Annotated in this window: 17 protein-coding genes; 10 read left to right on the forward strand and 7 right to left on the reverse strand. The window is 53.8% G+C overall.

Going from position 1 to position 20,266, the window contains the following annotated elements:
• Positions 1 to 23 precede the first annotated feature (23 nt).
• Genes ABK821_RS11315 through ABK821_RS11335 form a run of 5 tightly spaced genes read right to left on the reverse strand, consistent with a single transcriptional unit; the run spans position 24 to position 5,364 of the window.
• Positions 24 to 1,163, reverse strand: coding sequence for an alginate lyase family protein (locus ABK821_RS11315; protein WP_138360237.1), 1,140 nt, complete (start codon positions 1,161 to 1,163; stop codon positions 24 to 26).
• Between the two features lie 7 nt (positions 1,164 to 1,170).
• Entirely contained in the window at positions 1,171 to 2,265 is a 1,095-nt protein-coding gene (locus tag ABK821_RS11320) for an ABC transporter ATP-binding protein (protein ID WP_138360236.1), read from the reverse strand.
• Between the two features lie 10 nt (positions 2,266 to 2,275).
• On the reverse strand, positions 2,276 to 3,115 hold the full coding sequence (locus tag ABK821_RS11325; protein WP_138360235.1) for a carbohydrate ABC transporter permease: 840 nt from the start codon (positions 3,113 to 3,115) through the stop codon (positions 2,276 to 2,278).
• A 9-nt stretch (positions 3,116 to 3,124) separates the two neighbouring features.
• Positions 3,125 to 4,066 (reverse strand): carbohydrate ABC transporter permease, encoded by a 942-nt coding sequence (locus ABK821_RS11330; protein WP_241675619.1) that lies wholly within the window; start codon positions 4,064 to 4,066, stop codon positions 3,125 to 3,127.
• 11 nt (positions 4,067 to 4,077) lie between these two features.
• Positions 4,078 to 5,364 carry a sugar ABC transporter substrate-binding protein gene (locus ABK821_RS11335; RefSeq protein ID WP_138360234.1) on the reverse strand — a complete coding sequence of 429 codons (1,287 nt, stop codon included), beginning with the start codon at positions 5,362 to 5,364 and terminating at the stop codon, positions 4,078 to 4,080.
• A 526-nt stretch (positions 5,365 to 5,890) separates the two neighbouring features.
• On the opposite strand from ABK821_RS11335, the gene ABK821_RS11340 reads away from it, so the two are divergent.
• Complete coding sequence (locus tag ABK821_RS11340; RefSeq protein ID WP_138360233.1) at positions 5,891 to 7,129, forward strand: alginate lyase family protein; 1,239 nt, start codon at positions 5,891 to 5,893, stop codon at positions 7,127 to 7,129.
• A complete protein-coding gene (locus tag ABK821_RS11345) occupies positions 7,129 to 9,147 on the forward strand; it encodes a heparinase II/III family protein (RefSeq protein ID WP_138360232.1) in 2,019 nt (672 codons plus the stop codon). Before ABK821_RS11340 ends, ABK821_RS11345 begins: the two co-directional genes overlap by 1 nt.
• 16 nt (positions 9,148 to 9,163) lie before the next feature.
• Here the strand turns inward: ABK821_RS11345 and ABK821_RS11350 are convergent, their stop codons facing one another.
• The gene (locus ABK821_RS11350) at positions 9,164 to 9,343 is read right to left on the reverse strand and encodes a YoaH family protein (RefSeq protein ID WP_004103292.1); all 180 of its coding nucleotides are present in this window, start codon (positions 9,341 to 9,343) and stop codon (positions 9,164 to 9,166) included.
• Positions 9,344 to 9,433: 90 nt separating this feature from the next.
• Between ABK821_RS11350 and pabB the strand changes: the two genes are divergently transcribed.
• From pabB to ABK821_RS11370, 4 genes are all read left to right on the forward strand, one after another.
• A complete protein-coding gene (gene pabB / locus ABK821_RS11355; RefSeq protein ID WP_138360231.1) occupies positions 9,434 to 10,789 on the forward strand; it encodes an aminodeoxychorismate synthase component 1 in 1,356 nt (451 codons plus the stop codon).
• Between the two features lie 3 nt (positions 10,790 to 10,792).
• Positions 10,793 to 11,371 (forward strand): CoA pyrophosphatase, encoded by a 579-nt coding sequence (locus ABK821_RS11360; protein WP_138360230.1) that lies wholly within the window; start codon positions 10,793 to 10,795, stop codon positions 11,369 to 11,371.
• Between the two features lie 162 nt (positions 11,372 to 11,533).
• Positions 11,534 to 12,898, forward strand: a complete 1,365-nt coding sequence (gene sdaA / locus ABK821_RS11365) for an L-serine ammonia-lyase (protein WP_142501477.1) — start codon at positions 11,534 to 11,536, stop codon at positions 12,896 to 12,898.
• A gap of 150 nt (positions 12,899 to 13,048) precedes the next feature.
• Positions 13,049 to 14,614: an EAL domain-containing protein gene (locus tag ABK821_RS11370; protein ID WP_343178687.1), complete on the forward strand. Its 1,566-nt coding sequence runs from the start codon at positions 13,049 to 13,051 to the stop codon at positions 14,612 to 14,614.
• A 41-nt stretch (positions 14,615 to 14,655) separates the two neighbouring features.
• Here the strand turns inward: ABK821_RS11370 and yoaE are convergent, their stop codons facing one another.
• Positions 14,656 to 16,215: a CNNM family cation transport protein YoaE gene (gene yoaE, locus ABK821_RS11375; RefSeq protein WP_138360227.1), complete on the reverse strand. Its 1,560-nt coding sequence runs from the start codon at positions 16,213 to 16,215 to the stop codon at positions 14,656 to 14,658.
• Between the two features lie 446 nt (positions 16,216 to 16,661).
• Between yoaE and manX the strand changes: the two genes are divergently transcribed.
• From manX to ABK821_RS11395, 4 genes are read left to right on the forward strand one after another with little or no spacing between them, the layout of a single operon-like run.
• Entirely contained in the window at positions 16,662 to 17,624 is a 963-nt protein-coding gene (gene manX / locus ABK821_RS11380; protein ID WP_138360226.1) for a PTS mannose transporter subunit IIAB, read from the forward strand.
• Between the two features lie 60 nt (positions 17,625 to 17,684).
• Complete coding sequence (manY, locus tag ABK821_RS11385; RefSeq protein ID WP_343178688.1) at positions 17,685 to 18,485, forward strand: PTS mannose transporter subunit IIC; 801 nt, start codon at positions 17,685 to 17,687, stop codon at positions 18,483 to 18,485.
• Between the two features lie 12 nt (positions 18,486 to 18,497).
• Entirely contained in the window at positions 18,498 to 19,349 is an 852-nt protein-coding gene (locus ABK821_RS11390) for a PTS mannose transporter subunit IID (protein WP_138360224.1), read from the forward strand.
• A gap of 52 nt (positions 19,350 to 19,401) precedes the next feature.
• A complete protein-coding gene (locus ABK821_RS11395; protein WP_343178689.1) occupies positions 19,402 to 19,860 on the forward strand; it encodes a DUF986 family protein in 459 nt (152 codons plus the stop codon).
• Positions 19,861 to 20,266 lie beyond the last annotated feature (406 nt).

The following is a 20,266-nucleotide window of genomic DNA, read 5'->3' on the forward strand; positions in this document are numbered from 1 at the left end:
TCAGGCCTGGAATTTAGTTTCTATCAACCCGCGCACCACATCAGCTGTTCCCTTAACTGTAGCGTCTCCTGCGGCAAACACTTCAGCGCTTCGCGGTAACTGGCCGATTGCTTTGCATAGCCCCGTACTGACTGCAGCAGCACCCGCAGCGCGCTATCCCAGACAATCCCCTGCAAATCGCTATACGGCCAGAGATCCGGTTCGCGGATAAACGGCACCAGATAATCAATCCCCTGCTTCACTCCACGCCCGTCGCGGATAGCATTCCAGCGATCGAACTCAACATGCTCGGCGTAGCGGTTAAGCAACAGATGCGCCTCCAGATTAAACAGCGAGTAGTGGAACGGAATAGTGCGCTCCAGCTCCATCGTCTGCTTGCCGTCCTGGTCAATCTGCGCCGCCATACGCTGGGTGATCCCCTGCTCAATGATCCGCGCAGCTAACCCTTTATCGCCGTAGAACAGCGCATTAACCGTGCGCTGAGCGTCATACCAGGTGCCGTGGTTGTTGTGCCAGACGTACTCGGAGTGGCCGATTTCGCTGTAATACATCCAGTGATTAAAATCACGGAACCACTGATGCAGGCCGATAATATCATCGGTATTCAGCACGCTCGCCGTATTAATCAGCCCGATAGTATCCACCACCATCCACAGCAAGCGAGTGTCGATAAGCCCGGTACCGCGCCCGGAGACAATCCCCGGGATTGCCTGGCCGTAGTTAAGATGCGGATTCATGCGCGTATCGGTATCAAGAAACCAGCAGCGGATCTGCTGCGCGGCCGCCTGCGCATACTGACGCTGACCGGTGAAATACCACGCCAGCCCCAGCGTCAGGCACCGCTCGCACATGCGGATAATGCGCGAGGTATCGGTGTCGTTATTTTCACATTGCGGGTTGACATGCCCATCGCGGCGAATATAGGGCAGCCCGTTTGGCCGCCGTGGGTTCGGCCACCAGTAGGTGCCCAGACTGTAATAATCGTGCGCATCGCCGCTCACCGGACGCAGTTTTTTATGCACCACACTCTCCGGCGCTTCACGCCGCAGAATATCAGCCTCCGCCACCAGCTTACTGAGCGCCAGTTGCAGCGGCGAGAACGGCTGCTTTAAGCCCGCGCGCGCGTTTTCCAGGCAGGTTTCATCAAGAGTATACAGCTTCATCGCCACCTTAATTTCCCTCCTGGCACGCGATGCGCTGGCCGCTTTGCGCATCGAAAATATGCACGCCGGAGAGCCTGGGCTGCAACCAGATACTGTCGCCCTCTTTCACTGCCAGCCTCTGTTTGAATACCGAGGTGAACGCGCCGCCGCCGGTATCGCAGAACAGTTGCATATCCGAACCGGTATTTTCCACCGCCGTGACCTTCGCCGCCAGAGCGTCATCCCGGGCCTCATGGACCACATTGACCTGCTCAGGGCGGATCGCATACACCACCTGCTGGCCATGCCGCACCTGTAACCCGGCAGGCAAAGCCAGCAGCGAACCATCTTTCAGACGCAGACTGGTCGCGTCGCCACTCAGAACCACCTCACCCGGGAGCTGATTAATCTCCGGCGAGCCAATAAACCCGGCGACGAACAGATTCGCGGGCTGGTCATACAGTTCCAGCGGCGTGCCCGCCTGCTCAATGCGCCCATCGCGCAACACGACGATCATCTGTCCCATTGTCATGGCTTCAATCTGATCGTGGGTGACATACACGGAGGTAGTTTTCAGCCGACGATGCAGCTCGCGAATTTCGCCTCGCACCTGAGTACGCAGCTTGGCATCAAGATTCGAGAGCGGTTCATCAAATAAAAACACCTGCGGCTTACGTACGATGGCCCGCCCCATCGCCACACGCTGGCGCTGGCCTCCTGAGAGATCTTTCGGCAAACGCTCCAGCAGCGGTTCCAGTCCCAGCAGCGCAGCGGCTTCATTAACCTTCTGGTTGATATCCGCTTTCGGCAGACGCGCCATCTTCAGGGCAAAGCCCATATTTTCACGCACCGTCATCTGCGGGTAGAGCGCGTAGCTCTGGAACACCATCGCAATATCGCGCAGCTTCGGTTCCACATCGGTGACGTTGCGTTCGTTGATATGCACCTCGCCGCCGGAAATCTCCTCAAGGCCGGCGATCATGCGCAGCAGCGTAGATTTCCCGCAGCCGCTGGGCCCGACAAGGACGCAAAACTCGCCGTCCGGGATAGTCAGCGACACGTCTTTAATGACCTGCGCATCGCCATACGATTTACGCACGCTATTCAGTACAACAGATCCCATCGGTAACTCCTTATCCTTTGACCGCGCCGGACATGATCCCGCGATTGAAATGTTTTTGCAGACCCAGGTAGACGATGATGCTGGGCAGCATCGCCAGTAGCGTAATGGCGATAAAGATATTCGGTGTGATGCTCTCATCGGTACGCAGCGTGCCAAGGATCACCGGAATGGTATTCAGGCTGTCCTGGTTGACCACAATCAGCGGCAACAGGTACTGATCCCAAATCATAATGAAGCCAAAGGTGACCACCGTGCCGAGCGCCGGTTTGACCAGCGGCAGGATCACGTGGAAGAAGATTTGCCATTCGTTGGCGCCGTCTATTCGTGCCGCCTCTTCCAGCTCTTTCGGAATCGCCGACATAAATTCGGTCAATACGAAGATCGAGAACGCCCAGCCCACCACCGGCAAAATCATCCCGAGGTAGCTGTTATAAAGCGAGGCATCGATCAACGGCAGTCGCCAGTTGATGATCATATACAGCGGAATGGCAATCACTTCTTCCGGCAACATCATGGTGGACAAAATCACCAGGCTAACCAGCGCCACGCCGCGAAACTTCTTACGCGCCAGCGCATAAGCCGCCAGCGCACTTACCGACACCTGCATAATGGTACCGAAGAACACCACCAGAATTGAGTTCAGCAGATACTGCCAGACGCCGATATCCATCCACGCAAAGATGAAGTTTTCAAACGAGAACTGATGCGGCCAGGCCAGCAGCTCACCCGGTTTAACCGGTGCGCCACTGAATGCGGTGGCGACGATGCCCCAGAACGGCCCGACAAAGACAATCAGCAGCAGCGTGTAGATACACCAGCGTCCTGCGGTATCCCAACGTTTACTTAACATCACGGCTCCTTAATAACGTGCGATACGTTTTTTCAGCGTCAGATGACAGATGGTTAAGATCACTGTAAAGGTGAACAGCAGGAACGACACCGCTGAGGCGTAGCCATAGTCAAACTGCTCAAAACCAAGTTTATAGATGTGGGTCATGATCATTTCCGTGGCGTTAGATGGCCCCCCGCCAGTGGTGGCGTACACTTCCGCAAACACGCGGAAACCACGAATAAAAGAGAGCATCAGTACCACCGAGAGCGCCGGGATCATGCCGGGCAGCGTGACGTAGCGCAGGCGGTTCCACCAATTGGCGCCGTCAACATTCGCCGCGTCGTACAGGTCGCGGCTGATCCCCGCCAGACCGGCAATAAAGATCACCATGTTGTAGGGCACCGCTTTCCAGATATGCAGCAGCATGATGACCCCCAGCGCCTGATCGGAGCTGGCGAGGAAGCCCTGATCGGCCACGCCGAACCAGCTGAGAATATGGTTAACCACGCCGTTTGGCGTCGGGTTAAACAGAATGCGCCACATTTCGGCGACAATCGCCGCGCTGGTGACGGCCGGTAAAAAGATGGCGGTTCGAATAAAACGCAAATGGCGCGCAGGACCTTCCAGCAGCATAGCAAGGAAAAACGCCAGGATAGCGGCAGCGAACATCGTCACTACCACGTACAGCAACGTGTTCACCACAGCCGCATGCAATTCTGCGTCAGCAAAGGCGCGGGTGAAGTTATCGAATCCGACCCATTCATTGGGCTGGTTAAAGTTAACCTTATAAAAGCTCATCACCAGACCTTGAATCATCGGGATGAACTTAAACCAGCTAAAAATAATCAGCGCAGGCGCTAAAAACAGCCAGGGGATCAGCGCCCGTTTACGTTTTTCATTCAGCCAGCCGCTCGCGTCGGGCGCAGCGGCTTGCTTTTGCGACGCGGACTTCGTCTCATGCAGCGTCATAACGTCGATCCTCAGTTAGCCAGCACATTTTGTTTTTCCAGCTCGGCGTTAACCTTGCCGTCGATGGTCTTCAGCTCGGCGGCAATCTCGCTGTTACAGTCGGCAAAAATACGATTAAAGCCGTCAGCAGTGACCTGACGCACCGGCGTCCAGTTTGGAATTTGCGGCACGTAGCGCCCCTGCTGGTTGTACAGGTTAGCGAAGGTTTCCCAGCGAGTGTCCTGATAAACGGCTTTGACGTCGACATTCTTATTAACCGGCAAACGCACCACCGGAATGTGCTTACTCCCTTTGCCCATGCCGATTTCCTGACCCTCCGGCGAGATCATAAATTCGATGAATTTACGCGCCGCCTCTTTTTGTTTACTGCTCTTCATCATAAAGACCGTGGTGCCCTCAGCAAGCGTGGCTTCGCCTTTTGGCCCGATTACCGGCACGACTTCGTAGTTATCTTTGCCCGGATCTTTATCAAACAGCGCGATATGGTATGGGCCACTGAAGAACATGCCGCTTTGCCCGGAACGAAAAGATGGGATGACATCAGCTGTGGTGGCGTTAATCGCGCCCGGCTGGGTCACTTTTTCACACATCATTGTGCGCATAAAGCTCATCGCCTGAGTCACTTCCGGGGTATTCAGCGAGGCGCTAAATTTGCCGTTACTCTCTTTGACAAAATCGCCACCCGCCTGCCAGATAAAGCTGCTCATAAACCAACTGGCATAACCGCGGGTGGTGGAGGCGGGAACAATAAAGCCATAGGTATCATTTTTGCCGTTGCCATCAGGATCCTGAGTGGTAAAGGCTTTCGCCAGGGTCTGGATATCGTCCCAGTTTTTAGGCTGCGGCAGCCCCAGTTTTTCACGCCAGTCTTTGCGCACGAACAGGGCGAAGGTCTGCGCCGAGGTTGGTACACCATAGTATTTACCATCGATATAGCGCGTACTATCCCAGGCGGTCTCGAACAGCTGGTCGCTACCGGTAATCTTTTTCGGCTCAATTTCATCGGCAATCCCGAGCTGGATAAACTGCCCCAGCGACGCCGCATCGTTAAAAATCAGGTCAGGTAAGGCATTGCCCGCCGTAGCGCGCGCCAGACGCTGTTCAAAATCGGTGGTCGCATTGAAGTACTCAATCTTGATACCGGTTTTTTCTTCAAACTTCTCCGCCTCTTGTTTGTAGATATTTTTGGAATCGTTGCTGGCGCGAATCCAGACGTTCAGGGTAGCGGCATAGCTCTGACCTGCGCCGAGTCCGAGTGCGGTAAGAAGTAATAATGAACGTAATTTATTCGCAGACATAATTGCATATCCTTTATTGTAGGGCACAAAGGTAATTCAATTCTCAATTAATACACATCAAGGAATTTGAATAGCATTCAGAAGTTAATACAACAGATGTAAAAAATATTTCCATTCATTAAATAGAAATACATTCCCCAATACAACCACACAAAAAAGAAATTGCGTTTCAAAAATCAAAAAGTTGAGTCAGATCACATCAAAAAGTGACAAAAAAAGTGACAAATAATTAATAACCATTAAATTCAATTAATTATAAATTTGCTGATTTTATTTAACCATTAAAAAATTTTAGAAAAACGCGAAATTCCGTGATACACGTTGCATTAAAAAAGTCATTTTTTATCCATCCCGATAACCTTGATGGATATCACAAAAAAAATCACTTTGTCTTTTACACTGCACGCCATCGTATATTCAAATAGATTATTTTTTAATTAAACCACTGGCTTTACATGTCGTTTAAATACGTGACGAGTATAATTCTGTCATTATCTTTCCCCATATTTGCAGAAGGGTCATTACTATGAACTCAATACCTCGCCGAGGTTTGTTATGCGTTGTGCTGTTCTGTTCCGGCATGAGCGCCTCTCTGTATGCCGCCGAGCCATACACGCTTGACGGAAAAGATTTAGCCTTTAGCCGTCAGCGGATCGCCGCCAACGATCCGCTATTTATCCAGGCGCAAGCGGCGCTGCTGAAAAAAGCCGATCTGGCGCTCAGGCACCCACTGTTCTCAGTGATGGACAAAACGCTGGTCGCCGCCAGCGGCAATAAGCACGACTATTACAGCTTCCCGCCATACTGGTGGCCGAACCCGGAGACCAAAGACGGGCTGCCGTATATCCGCAAAGACGGGCAAACCAATCCGGACGCCAATAGCGACGCCACCGACAAAAACCGGCTGGTGAAGATGAGCAACGATGTGTCAACCCTGGCGCTGGCGTGGTACTTCTCCCGGGACGATCGCTACGCGCAAAAGGCGGCGGCTCAGTTAAAGACCTGGTTCCTCGATCCGAAGACGCGTATGACCCCCAACCTGCAATACGCACAGGCCATTCCCGGCATTAACACCGGACGCGGCATCGGTATTATTGATAGCCGCGCGCTGGTCGAGGTGGTTGACGCTATCGCCCTGCTGCAATCATCAGATGCCCTCAGCGGAAAGGACGTTACAGAGTTAAAACAGTGGTTCGGTGAATTTTACCACTGGATGACCACCAGCCAGAATGGCTTTGAAGAGGAAAACTGGCACAACAACCACGGCAGTTATTTTGATATGCAGGCCGCCACCTTCGCTCTGTTCAGCGGTAAAACCGAAGCGGCGAAAAAGCGCCTGTACATCACTCAGCTGCGGCGCATTGCCGGGCAGTTTGATGTCGAAGGCCGCCAGATAGCCGAGCTGGAGCGCACCCGCCCGTGGCACTACAGCAACTTCAACCTTGAGGCCTATAACCGCCTGGGCCGTCTGGGCGAGAAAGTGGGCGTCGATATCTGGAATTTCACCCTCGACGACCATAGCCTGCGCAAAGGCTATCAGTACATCGCCGGGTTTATTAACAGCAACACGCCGTGGCCCTGGAAAGATCTCGATAAAATGGACGACAAAAAAGCGCTGCGCAATATCGCCACCGCCGCGCACGCCTGGCCTGACGACCCGCTGTTTCGCGACAAAGCGCAGTGGCTGCGGGCGAAATACCCCGACGATATCACCACCCTTATTGCCCCACTCCCCGTGCCGGCAGAGGTCAAGGATAACCACTGATGAAACAATTTTCTGGGCTCTGGCCCGACATTGCCATACGTGCAGTCGGCGATAACGGTCTACTTGAACGGCTCGTGAAAGATTCACAACCGCTTCTCGACGCGGCAATACGCATCCCGCAGACCGGGATAGCCACCTGGAACCTTTACTACTTTTGTCCGCATCACGGCGTGCGGTTGACATGGCAGGCGGATACCCCCCACCAGCACATCTGCCCGGTCGACAATGCGGTTTTTAGCGGTGAGCCGTGGGACGGCGCCTGGTGGCGCGAGATGAATGGCCGCAACGCCGGCGCATGCCAGCAGCTTGGACTGATGTGGCGTCTGACCGAACAGCAGCAGTACCGCGACAAAGTACGCGCGTTACTGATGGGCTATGCGGACGTTTATCCCGGCTATGAAGTCCACGGAAATATTCCCCACAACGGCCCAGGCAAGATGAACGCGCAGACGCTGTGCGAAGCCAACTGCATTCTGGAGATGGCGTTGGGTTATGACTTTATTGCCGACAGTTTAACGCCTGCCGAACAGCAACACATTAGCGATAATCTGCTGCGCTGCGCGGCAGAGTTTCTGCGTGAACATCGCAGCCCGCAGATCCATAATCATGAAGTCAAAATCAGCGCAGCACTGGGGGTGCTGGGCTTCATCCTCGAAGATGAGAGTCTGCTGGAGTTTGCCGTTAACCAGCCATACGGTCTGCGCTGGCAACTGGAAAACGGCCTGCTGGCGGAAGGGCTGTGGTTTGAAGGTTCCATTCACTACCACTATTACGCGCTACAGGGCTTTTTTGCCTTTGAGAAGCTGGCGCGCGGCACTCGCTGGAGCCTGCTTGATGGTCCCTGGTATCAACCTATGCTGCGCTTCCCGCTCTCGTTACTACTGCCGGACGGCACCTTCCCGCGGTTAAATGATTGCCTTGCCGGACAAGAGAAACTGTATCATCGGGATCTCTACGAATTTGCCTGGTTTATCTGGCGAGATCCGCTCTACGCCGCCGTACTGCAGTTCATCAACACTGAACCTGATGAGCGTGAAACCTTGCTGTGGCGCGACCAGCCGCTGCCTGAAGAGCCTATAACGCTTATCCCCCAGCAATCGCTGTTTGCGCCAGGCGCGGGCCTGACACTGTGGCGACGCCCTCAGCAACGTCAGGCAGTGCTGATTAAACACAGTCCGTGGGGAGGGGAGCACGACCATTACGATCGCCTGAGCCTGATGCTGTGGCAGCGCGACGGCTGGCTGCTGCCGGATCCCGGCACCACCGGTTACGGGGCGAAAATGCACTATGACTATTACAAAAACAGCGCAACCCACAACACGCTGACGGTCAACCAGAGCAATCAACCGCCCGCCAACCCAGTGGTATTGGCCTGGCAGATGAACGATGATTTTTTCTGGTTGGATAGCGAAACCGACTGGGGCAAGCCGCCGCCGGAATTAAACAGCCATAGCCACGTCGAGTGGGACACGGCGGCCTGGCGAGACATCCGCTTTCGCCGTCGCCTGCTGTGGCTTGAAGATGTGCTGATCGATCTGTCGACGGTGGAAAACCCGCATCACCAGCAGCTCGACTGGACGTTACATCTGGCAGCGCAGGCGCTGGATCAGAGCGGCAAGCCGCAGCCCTTCTCGCTCAGCGGGCCGCTACGGCATATGACCGGTTCGACCATGACGCCGCTGCACGGCTGTCAGCCGCGCCACTTTGCGCGCGGCGGCGATACCGTTGCGCTCTGGCTGGCTGGCGATGGCGAACTGTGGCAGGGACTAGCGCCCGATAACCCGGCGATAAGCAATCTCAGCTATCTGGTGATGCGTAATCATCTCCCGCAGGCGCGTTTTGTGTGTCTGTGGGATCTGGCGAACAACGCGCCGTTGACGGAAGTTAACGTGCATCATACGCCAGGCGGTACGCAAATTACCTTCTGGCGCGGTGACCGTGTGGCGCACGTGACGCTGCACGACGATCCCGGGCGAATACCTGATGTGATCCTTCCGCTCACGGAAGGCGGCATTTAAGAACAATACCGATTACTTACTCGTCTTCATCCTCAAAGCGCGCCACAATCCGATCGCCGGTATGCGAGGCGCGCAGTTCGTCTGCCACTAAAGCGATAGCCTGGCCGCTGCTCATCCCCTGCGACATCAACTCCTGAATTCGTTCGACTGCTTTCTGCTGTTGCTCATGGCTCAGCGAAGGTAAACCTGCAAACATCACACACTCCTGCTACATTGTGGGGCGTAATTATTTCACGCCGTCCTGCTGGATACCAGCGGGCGGTAACGATCAGGATAGAAGAAGACGATGTTGTCCCCCGCGATTATCTCCCTGCCCTGGCGTCCGGATGCCGCTGAACACTATTTTGCCCCATTAAGTTCGCAGCCCTGGGCAATGCTGCTGCACTCCGGTTTTGCCGAACATGCGCATAGCCGGTTCGACATTATCGTCGCCCAACCGCGCGCAACGCTGGTTACTCACGGCCAAACTACCGCGATAGTCGAGGGGGAAGCCGTCTCGACGTCAATGGCCGATCCGCTGGCATTGCTGAATCAGCAACTGACGCATTATCACCTGCAACCGTCGGCTCACCCGCATCTGCCGTTTCTCGGCGGCGCGCTGGGGCTGTTCGGCTACGATCTTGGCCGCCGCTTTGAAACCCTGCCGTCTCAAGCGGAGGCGGATATCTCCCTGCCCGATATGGCGGTCGGGATCTATGACTGGGCGCTGATTGTCGATCATCAGCGCCAGGAAGTCTCGCTGTTCAGTTATGACGACCCGCAAACCCGTCTGGCGTGGCTGGAAGCTCAAACCGCCGTCACCGCCGCACCTTTTGAACTGACATCTGAATGGTGCTCAAATATGAGCCGCGAAGAATACGGCGAAAAGTTTCGCCAGATTCAGGCTTATCTGCACAGCGGCGACTGCTATCAGGTTAACCTGGCGCAGCGGTTTACCGCGCACTATCGCGGAGATGAGTGGCAGGCTTTCTGTCAGCTTAACCACGCCAATCGCGCCCCCTTCAGCGCCTTTATCCGTCTGCATGAAGGCGCCATATTAAGCCTGTCGCCAGAGCGTTTTATACAACTGCAACAAGGTGAAATACAGACCCGGCCAATTAAGGGCACCCTGCCAAGGCTTAGCGACCCTGAGCAGGACGAACAACAGGCGCGAAAGCTGGCGAATTCGCCAAAAGACCGCGCGGAAAATTTGATGATCGTCGATTTAATGCGTAACGATATTGGCCGGGTTGCCGTACCCGGCAGCGTTCACGTCCCTGAGCTGTTTGTGGTTGAGCCATTCCCGGCCGTACATCATCTGGTCAGCACCATTACCGCCAGACTCCCTTCCCATCTGCACGCCGCTGATTTACTACGCGCGGCCTTTCCCGGCGGTTCCATAACCGGCGCACCGAAGGTCAGAGCGATGGCGATCATTGATGAGCTGGAGCCGCAACGGCGTAACGCCTGGTGCGGGAGCATCGGATACCTCAGCTTCTGCGGCAATATGGATACCAGTATTACCATCCGTACGCTGACGGCCTGCCACGGACAGATCCACTGCTCCGCAGGCGGCGGTATTGTCGCCGATAGCGAAGAAGCGGCAGAATATCAGGAAACGTTTGATAAAGTTAACCGTATCCTGCATCAACTGGAGAGCTAGAACATGGCGGACAGCGCCCTCGAACTTGACGACTTTCTTTCCCGTTTCCAGCTTCTGCGGCCGCACCCTTCGCGTCACGCGCTCAATCCGCGTCAGGCGGCGGTGCTGGTGCCGATTGTCCGTCGTCCACAGCCGGGGTTACTGCTGACCCAGCGTTCACCATGGTTGCGTAAACATGCCGGTCAGGTGGCCTTCCCCGGCGGCGCGGTGGATAACAGCGATGCTACGCTGATTGCCGCCGCGCTGCGCGAGGCGCAGGAAGAGGTGGCGATCCCGCCAGAGTCGGTTGACGTTATCGGCGTTCTGCCGCCGGTCGATAGCGTGACGGGTTTTCAGGTCACACCGGTGGTGGGTATTATTCCGTCCAATCTGCACTACCACGCCAGCCAGGATGAAGTGGCGGCGGTTTTCGAAATGCCGCTTGCGGAGGCGCTGCGTCTGGGCCGCTACCATCCGCTGGATATCTATCGTCGCGGCAATGCCCATCGTGTCTGGTTATCGTGGTATCAGCACTATTTTGTCTGGGGAATGACCGCCGGTATCATTCGCGAGCTGGCGCTACAGATAGGTTCCCGACCTTAGCTATACTTAAATGCAAACGGGGCGGTCAGCATTAGTAAATCCGCAGTTATCCATTAGTTTAATTCATGTGAATACTTCAGCTGATAGCACGGTTCCCTCTTACACTATGCGCAATTATTACATCGTTACCGTACCTGCGGTAACCCTGTCAGGAGTGTTAGCGTGATTAGTCTATTCGACATGTTCAAGGTGGGGATCGGTCCCTCATCTTCCCATACTGTAGGCCCGATGAAAGCCGGGAAACAGTTCGTCGATGACCTGGTCGAAAAAGGATTGCTTAATGCGGTGACGCGCGTAGCGGTTGATGTCTACGGCTCACTGTCATTAACCGGCAAAGGCCACCATACGGATGTCGCCATTATCATGGGACTGGCGGGCAATCAGCCCGATACGGTCGATATTGACGCGATTCCGGCATTTATCCGTGACGTTGAAGCGCGCGGTCGCCTGCTGCTGGCGCAAGGGCAGCATGAAGTCGACTTTCCCCATGATGACGGCATGCGCTTTCGTAGCGACAACCTGCCGCTACATGAAAACGGCATGACCATCCACGCCTGGGCTGGCGACCGGGAAATCTACAGTAAAACCTATTATTCCATCGGCGGTGGTTTTATCGTTGATGAGGAACATTTCGGCAAAGAGAACGTTAATGAGCTCGCCGTTCCATATCCGTTTAAATCCGCGCAGGAGATGCTGGGCTTCTGTAAAGAGACCGGGATGTCGCTCTCCGGCATGGTGATGCAAAACGAGCTGGCGCTGCACAGCAAAAAAGAGATTGAAGACTATTTTGCGCATATCTGGCAGACCATGCGCGCCTGTATCGATCGCGGGATGAATACCGAAGGCGTCCTGCCTGGCCCGCTGCGGGTCCCGCGCCGTGCTTCGGCGCTGCGCCGGATGCTGGTGGCCAGCGATAAACTCTCCAGCGATCCAATGAACGTGGTGGATTGGGTAAATATGTTCGCACTGGCGGTCAATGAAGAGAACGCCGCTGGCGGAAGGGTGGTGACAGCGCCAACCAACGGCGCCTGCGGTATCGTTCCGGCGGTGCTGGCCTACTATGATCACTTTATCGAGTCCGTAAGCCCGGATATCTATATTCGCTACTTTCTGGCCGCGGGCGCAATTGGCGCGCTGTACAAGATGAACGCCTCCATTTCCGGCGCGGAGGTCGGTTGCCAGGGCGAGGTCGGCGTTGCCTGTTCAATGGCGGCGGCGGGCCTGGCAGAGATTCTTGGCGCCAGTCCGGAGCAGGTTTGCATCGCGGCGGAAATTGGTATGGAGCACAATCTTGGTCTGACCTGTGACCCGGTAGCCGGACAGGTTCAGGTACCCTGCATCGAACGCAACGCGATTGCCTCCGTCAAAGCGATCAATGCCAGCCGAATGGCAATGCGCCGAACCAGCGAACCCCGCGTCTCACTCGATAAAGTTATTGAGACCATGTATGAGACCGGTAAAGATATGAACGCCAAATATCGGGAAACGTCGCGCGGCGGCCTGGCGATTAAAGTTCAGTGCGATTAATCATTGCGCCATCGAGTGCGCCAGCCGGCGCATTCTTCTTTTTTCCCTCTATATTCTTCTTTTTCCTCTCTATATTACCTGCGCCCGGCTACACTTGCTCTATAACGACTGTTACTCTGATCAATATTTTTCGTCGACAGGGCGTCATGCATGCAGACTGCACAAAAGTTTATAACAGCCTATCGCAGAAGACGCATCCTGGTTTGCTTACTGGTCGCGCTATTCTCACTGACAACAACGTTAGTGATACGATTTATTTCGCAGCGTAGCTTAAATCAGCAAGAAGTCCAGACCGCTACCGACAAAATGGTAGTGGCGATGGACAACATTTTACGCCCTCTTGAGGCACAGCACACGACGCTACTGCAATTGATAAACACGCCCTGTCAGGGTGCGAAACTGACGCTACGCAAACTGGCAGCTGCGCTGCAAACGGTGCGATCCATCGCGCTGGTCCAGTCGAAAATACTCTACTGTTCAAGTATTTTCGGCCAACGTCATATCCCGATAAATCAACTACAGCCAGCGTTGCCAACCGCGCACCCTTTACTCACCTTCAGTAACGACGCCTCGCTGCTTAAAGGTTCTCCGGTTCTTATCCAGTGGTATCCCGACTCGCGCAACGGTACCGATGGCGTAATGCTGGTGATCAATATTGAGCTATTGGGTAAGTTAATTTTCAACGTGAAATCGCCGCTGATCAGCGGTATTGGCCTTAAAGTCGGTGAAAAAAGCTTAATTAGCGGCACAGGGCTAATTAATCAGGATGCATTATCGGGAGAGCGCATCATCTACCGTCAACGATCAACAGCATTTCCTTTTACGATTAATGTCAGCGGTCCCGGCGCCTCGGCGGTTGCCCTTCATGAACTGCCCGGCGAGCTCCCCCTGGCGCTGATCATCAGCCTGCTAATGACCGGTATTGCCTGGCTGGCTACCGCGGGAAGAATGAGCTTTTCTCGTGAAATTAATCTCGGTATTACTGCGCAAGAGTTTGCGCTCTGGTGCCAACCCCTGCAGGACCTGCGTACCCGTCAGTGCTGTGGCGTTGAAATACTGCTGAGATGGAATAATCCGCGCAAAGGCGCTATCTCACCGGATGTATTTATTCCGATCGCTGAAGCCCATAACCTGATTGTTCCGCTTACGCGTTATGTCATCGCCCACACGGCGAACAATCTGGCCCTTTTCCCTCAGGACAAACATTTTCACATCGGCATTAACGTCGCCGCCCGCCATTTCGCCAACGGTGAGCTGCTGCGCGATTTACAGCATTACTGGTTTAGCATCCATCCACCGCAGCAACTGGTGGTGGAGCTCACCGAACGTGACATGCTGCAGGAAGGCGATCAGCACATGGCCGAGCACCTGCACAATGCGGGCGCGCTCCTGGCTGTTGATGACTTCGGTACCGGGAACAGTTCCCTCTCATGGCTGGAAAAGCTGCGCCCTGATGTGTTGAAAATTGATAAATCATTCACTAGCGCGATTGGTATTGATAGCGTCAACGCGACGGTAACCGACATGATCATCGCCCTGGCCCATCGACTCAATATCGTGACGGTTGCGGAAGGCGTAGAGACCCGCGAGCAGGAAGCGTATCTGCGGGATAATGGTGTCAATTTACTGCAGGGATTTTATTACGCCCGCCCGATGCCGATAGATGAATTTCCACAATGGCTGGCGAGCGCAAAACGTCGCGACATATCGTCGTAGAGCGCATCTGTCGGCCTCACGATGAGACCGACAGATAAGGGTTACTCTTCTTCGTCGCTGTACTGATGCACTTTGACAACACGCACCAGATCGACCCGATAGTCATTAGCCTCCACAATCGTGAACTGTAAAGGCGGCAGTTCAAGCTCATCGCCGGGACGAGGAATATGCCCATTAACGGCAATCACCAGGCCGGCAACCGTCGCGATATCTTCGTCCTCATCGACCAAATCATCTACGCCAAGAGCCTGTTGTAGCGCATGCAGATCAGTTGACCCTTTCACCAGCCAGCCGTCACCATCAAGGATAATTTCTGGCGTTTCGTCAGCATCCGGAAACTCGCCGGCAATCGCCTCCAGCACGTCCAGCGGCGTCACCAACCCCTGCACAACGCCAAATTCATTGGTCACGATCACAAAGCTACCGCGGGCACGGCGCAGAACCCCCAATAGATTGATCGGGTCAAGCGTTTCCGGAACCACAATCGCCGGAGAGGCCGAAGCCAGAGCGGCAACGTTTTCACCGGCTTCCAGCGCCACCAGCATCTCTTTCGCCCGCACAATACCAATGATTTCATCCAGTTCGCCACGGCACACCGGGAACAGGCTGTGTGGTGACGAGAGCAACTGGCGACGAATTTCGTCTTCGCTTTGCTCGGCGTTCACCCAGCTAATTTCACCGCGGGGCGTCATAATGCTGCGCAACGAACGCTGCGCCAGCGTCAACACGCCATTAATCATATAGCGCTCTTCTTCAGCAAATGCCCCTTCCGGTACCGGCACCACGGCGGCACTATCGCTATCGTGTACCGCGGCATGCTGTTTACGCCCGCCCATCAGACGCAGGATCGCGTCTGCAGTACGGGCGCGCAATGGCAACGTTGACTGATGGCGGATAAAGTTACGCCGCGCGATCTGATTAAAGAACTCAATGGTTATCGAGAAACCAATCGCGGCGTACAGATACCCTTTTGGTATGTGGAAACCAAAACCTTCCGCCACCAGGCTCAGGCCAATCATCAGCAGGAAACTCAGACAGAGCACGACCACCGTCGGATGCTGATTGACAAAATTCGTCAACGGCTTCGACGCCAACAGCATCATCGCCATTGCAATGACCACCGCCGCCATCATTACCGGTAGATGGTTTACCATCCCGACGGCAGTGATCACCGCATCAAGCGAGAACACAGCATCGAGGACGACAATTTGCAATACAACCACCCAAAAACTGGCATACCCTTTACCATGCCCCCCATCATGCTGGCGGTTTTCCAGCCGTTCATGCAGTTCGGTGGTAGCCTTAAACAACAAGAATATCCCGCCGAGCAACATGATCAGATCGCGCCCGGAAAACGAGAAATCGGCAACGCTGAACAGCGGTTTGGTCAGCGTCACCATCCATGAAATGACGGACAGCAGACCCAGGCGCATAAACAACGCCAGCGTAAGGCCAATCAGGCGTGCTTTATCACGCTGCTTAGGCGGCAGCTTGTCAGCAAGGATGGCGATAAATACCAGGTTGTCGATACCTAACACGATTTCGAGGACGACCAGCGTCAGTAAGCCGGCCCAGATAGAGGGATCCATTAAGAATTCCATGAGCAACTCCAGTTAAAGACAGGCGTAGTCATCCCTGTTTCATATTCAGACGGGATAGTTGTTGCTGGTAAAGAAATGTAGCAGGTGGAAGAGGCAGCCAGGTGCCTGAAGGTGAAAAGGCGTCGGTGACGGTCCATATAGCGGGCTATGCCCTATACTCCTGAGTAGTTAAACGAAAGATAAACATAGCAAAACAACGTGGCTGATTGGCAAAAATTTACCTGAATTTGCAATAGTCAGGCCATTTTTTTGCGCCAAAAAATAATTGTCGGTAGATGCATAATTAACGGAGCTTCATCACATTATTTATTTTTTCACTATCTAAAATAATTCGCTGTAGTAATTACTTTATATCTCACACCCTTACTGAATCGATTTTGTCCGCAAGAGTGATTCAGGATGTATCACTACAGATGATGCATTCACGATTATAAAGGAGGTAGCAAGTGACGATTGCTATTGTAATAGGCACACATGGTTGGGCTGCAGAACAGCTGTTGAAAACAGCAGAAATGCTGCTGGGCGAACAGGAAAACGTTGGCTGGATCGATTTCGTTCCCGGGGAGAACGCAGAAACGTTAATCGAAAAGTACAACGCTCAACTGGCAACGCTGAATACGGCAGAAGGCGTGTTATTTCTCGTCGATACATGGGGAGGCAGCCCGTTTAACGCCGCCAGCCGCATTGTCGTCGATAAAGAACATTATGAGGTCATCGCGGGTGTCAACATCCCGATGCTGGTAGAAACGCTGATGGCGCGTGACGATAACCCGTCGTTTGATGAACTGGTCGCCCTGGCGGTGGAAACCGGTCGCGAAGGTGTAAAAGCGCTGAAGGCCAAGCCGGCAGAGAAGGCCGCGCCGGCGCAGGCCGCAGCGCCAAAAGCGGCCGCACCGGTGAAACCAATGGGTCCGGACGACTATATGGTGATTGGGCTTGCGCGTATTGATGACCGTTTAATTCACGGTCAGGTCGCCACGCGCTGGACCAAAGAAACGAATGTGACCCGCATTATCGTCGTCAGCGATGAAGTTGCGGCGGACACCGTGCGTAAGACGTTGCTGACTCAAGTTGCACCTCCGGGCGTGACCGCCCACGTTGTAGACGTTGCGAAGATGATTCGCGTCTATAACAACCCGAAATACGCAGGCGAGCGCATTATGCTGCTATTTACCAACCCAACGGATGTTGAGCGCGTTGTTGAAGGCGGCGTGAAAATCACCAGCGTTAATATTGGCGGTATGGCTTTCCGCCAGGGCAAAACGCAGGTGAACAACGCCATTTCGGTCGATGAGAAAGATATTGAAGCATTCAAAAAGCTGAATGCGCGCGGTATCGAACTGGAAGCCCGCAAAGTTTCCACCGACCAGAAACTGAAAATGATGGATCTAATCAGCAAGGTGAAATAAGCCATCTTGCGGACAACAGCCCAATTTTCAACTTAACACTTAATCAACAGGAGAAGTACAATGGAGATTACCTTTCTTCAGATTGTGCTGGTGTTCATCGTCGCGTGTATTGCGGGTATGGAGTCGGTACTTGATGAATTTCAGTTTCACCGTCCTCTGGTGGCCTGTACGCTGATTGGCGCCGTTCTCGGAGATATGAAAACCGGTATCATTATCGGGGGTACCCTGGAAATGATCGCCCTGGGCTGGATGAATATCGGTGCCGCCGTTGCGCCGGATGCTGCCCTCGCCTCCATCATCTCTACCGTGCTGGTTATCGCTGGCCATCAAAGTATTGGCGCCGGTATCGCGCTGGCTATCCCGCTGGCCGCGGCAGGCCAGGTTCTGACAATTATCGTTCGTACCATCACCGTTGCCTTCCAGCACGCTGCGGATAAAGCCGCAGAAAACGGCAACCTGACAGCGATTTCCTGGATTCACGTGTCATCCCTGTTCCTGCAGGCCATGCGTATCGCCATTCCCGCCGTTATTGTGGCGATATCCGTCGGTACCAGCGAAGTACAGGGCATGTTGAACGCGATTCCGGAAGTGGTTACCGGGGGGCTGAACATTGCGGGTGGCATGATCGTGGTAGTTGGTTACGCGATGGTCATCAATATGATGCGTGCGGGCTACCTGATGCCGTTCTTCTATCTGGGCTTTGTTACCGCTGCCTTCACCAATTTCAACCTCGTTGCTCTGGGTGTGATCGGTACGGTGATGGCTATCCTCTACATCCAGCTGAGCCCGAAATATAACCGCGTCGCGGGTGCGCCAGCGCAGGCGGCTGGTACTACCGATCTCGATAACGAACTGGACTAACAGGTGAGCGAAATGGTTGATATGACTAAAACTACCAGCGAGAAAAAACTCACTCATAGTGATATTCGTGGCGTGTTCATTCGTTCTAACCTGTTTCAGGGTTCATGGAACTTCGAACGTATGCAGGCCCTGGGCTTCTGCTTCTCTATGGTGCCGGCGATTCGTCGTCTGTACCCGGAGAACAACGATGCGCGTAAACAGGCGATTAAACGTCACCTTGAGTTCTTCAATACCCACCCATACGTTGCGGCGCCGGTTCTCGGCGTAACGCTGGCAATGGAAGAGCAGCGAGCTAACGGCGCGGAAATCGACGATGCCGCCATCAACGGTATCAAAGTCGGTCTGATGGGGCCGCTGGCCGGCGTCGGCGACCCTATCTTCTGGGGGACCGTCCGCCCGGTATTCGCCGCGCTCGGCGCAGGTATCGCGATGAGCGGCAGCCTGCTCGGCCCTCTGCTGTTCTTCATCCTGTTTAACGCAGTGCGTCTGCTGACGCGTTACTACGGCGTAGCCTATGGTTACCGTAAAGGTATCAATATCGTTAAAGACATGGGCGGCGGCTTCCTGCAAAAACTGACCGAAGGCGCGTCCATTCTCGGCCTGTTTGTTATGGGGGCGCTGGTTAACAAGTGGACACACGTGAATATTCCACTGGTGGTGTCCACCATCACCGGACAAGATGGTCAGACGCGCGTGACCACTGTGCAGACTATCCTTGACCAGTTGATGCCCGGACTGGTGCCGCTGCTGTTGACTTTCGCCTGTATGTGGCTGTTGAGGAAGAAAGTGAACGCCCTGTGGATCATCGTTGGCTTCTTCGTCATTGGTATCGTGGGTTACGCTATCGGCCTGCTGGGTCAGTAATCATCGTGTTGTGCGCCGGGGGCTTGCCCCCGGTTTTTTATTTGGAGGATCGATGACAATCACGGATTGGGTGCTAATCCTGTTTATTCTCGCCTTGCTCGTCTTTGCGGTTTACGACCAGTTCATTACGCCGCATCGTCATGGCCCGGTTCTGCTGACTATCCCCCTGCTCCGTCGCAATCGCGTTGATGGCATTATTTTTGTCGGCCTCATCGCCATACTGATTTATAACAATATTGCCAACCAGGGAGCGCTTATCACCACCTGGCTATTATCTGCCCTGGCATTAATGGGGGTATATCTTTTCGCGATCCGCATACCCAAAATCATCTTCAAAAAAGAGGGTTTTTTCTTCGCCAATATCTGGATTGAATATAAGCGAATTAAAGCGATGAATTTATCGGAAGATGGTGTACTGGTCGTGCAATTAGAGCAACGGCGCTTGCTTATTCGTGTACGAAATATCGACGATCTGGAAATGATATACAAGCTTCTTATTTCAATTCAATAAGTTAAAATATAGCCATCGCTATGTTTTTTGCCTTTTTTAACGAATGAAATATAGCCACTGCTATATTTCATTCAGTTTCTTTAACGATATTCATTAACGAATTATTCACTTTAAAAAAGAAATGAAAATCGTTATCATTTGGTTAGCAAAATAACCTGCTTCTGTTATTGTTTTATATTCTAAAATTATGTTAAGGTTGCGCCCGTCGTTGGGGAGTAGCCAGTTTCCTGCCCGTCAGGAAATGTACGTGTCAACATACTCGTTGCAAAACGTGGCACGTGCGGGTTGAAGAAGATATTCAACCAGGCGAGACCATAGACGCATCACTGCTGTATGTGGCGTTTCATCATCAGGAAACGCGACATATATTTACTGGGGGCGGCGATGTGTCATATGGATTATCCCC

It is taken from the genome of Klebsiella sp. KE9456 (genome assembly GCF_043832615.1).
In the GTDB taxonomy this organism is placed as follows: Bacteria; Pseudomonadota; Gammaproteobacteria; order Enterobacterales; family Enterobacteriaceae; genus Klebsiella; species Klebsiella indica.

Bases quoted from the DNA above. Each gene is read 5' to 3' on its own strand.
- ABK821_RS11315 (WP_138360237.1), bottom strand. From the start codon at position 1,163: ATGAAGCTGTATACTCTTGATGAAACCTGCCTGGAAAACGCGCGCGCG.
- ABK821_RS11320 (WP_138360236.1), bottom strand. From the start codon at position 2,265: ATGGGATCTGTTGTACTGAATAGCGTGCGTAAATCGTATGGCGATGCG.
- ABK821_RS11325 (WP_138360235.1), bottom strand. From the start codon at position 3,115: ATGTTAAGTAAACGTTGGGATACCGCAGGACGCTGGTGTATCTACACG.
- ABK821_RS11330 (WP_241675619.1), bottom strand. From the start codon at position 4,066: ATGACGCTGCATGAGACGAAGTCCGCGTCGCAAAAGCAAGCCGCTGCG.
- ABK821_RS11335 (WP_138360234.1), bottom strand. From the start codon at position 5,364: ATGTCTGCGAATAAATTACGTTCATTATTACTTCTTACCGCACTCGGA.
- ABK821_RS11340 (WP_138360233.1), top strand. From the start codon at position 5,891: ATGAACTCAATACCTCGCCGAGGTTTGTTATGCGTTGTGCTGTTCTGT.
- ABK821_RS11345 (WP_138360232.1), top strand. From the start codon at position 7,129: ATGAAACAATTTTCTGGGCTCTGGCCCGACATTGCCATACGTGCAGTC.
- ABK821_RS11350 (WP_004103292.1), bottom strand. From the start codon at position 9,343: ATGTTTGCAGGTTTACCTTCGCTGAGCCATGAGCAACAGCAGAAAGCA.
- pabB (WP_138360231.1), top strand. From the start codon at position 9,434: ATGTTGTCCCCCGCGATTATCTCCCTGCCCTGGCGTCCGGATGCCGCT.
- ABK821_RS11360 (WP_138360230.1), top strand. From the start codon at position 10,793: ATGGCGGACAGCGCCCTCGAACTTGACGACTTTCTTTCCCGTTTCCAG.
- ABK821_RS11370 (WP_343178687.1), top strand. From the start codon at position 13,049: ATGCAGACTGCACAAAAGTTTATAACAGCCTATCGCAGAAGACGCATC.
- yoaE (WP_138360227.1), bottom strand. From the start codon at position 16,215: ATGGAATTCTTAATGGATCCCTCTATCTGGGCCGGCTTACTGACGCTG.
- manY (WP_343178688.1), top strand. From the start codon at position 17,685: ATGGAGATTACCTTTCTTCAGATTGTGCTGGTGTTCATCGTCGCGTGT.
- ABK821_RS11390 (WP_138360224.1), top strand. From the start codon at position 18,498: ATGGTTGATATGACTAAAACTACCAGCGAGAAAAAACTCACTCATAGT.
- ABK821_RS11395 (WP_343178689.1), top strand. From the start codon at position 19,402: ATGACAATCACGGATTGGGTGCTAATCCTGTTTATTCTCGCCTTGCTC.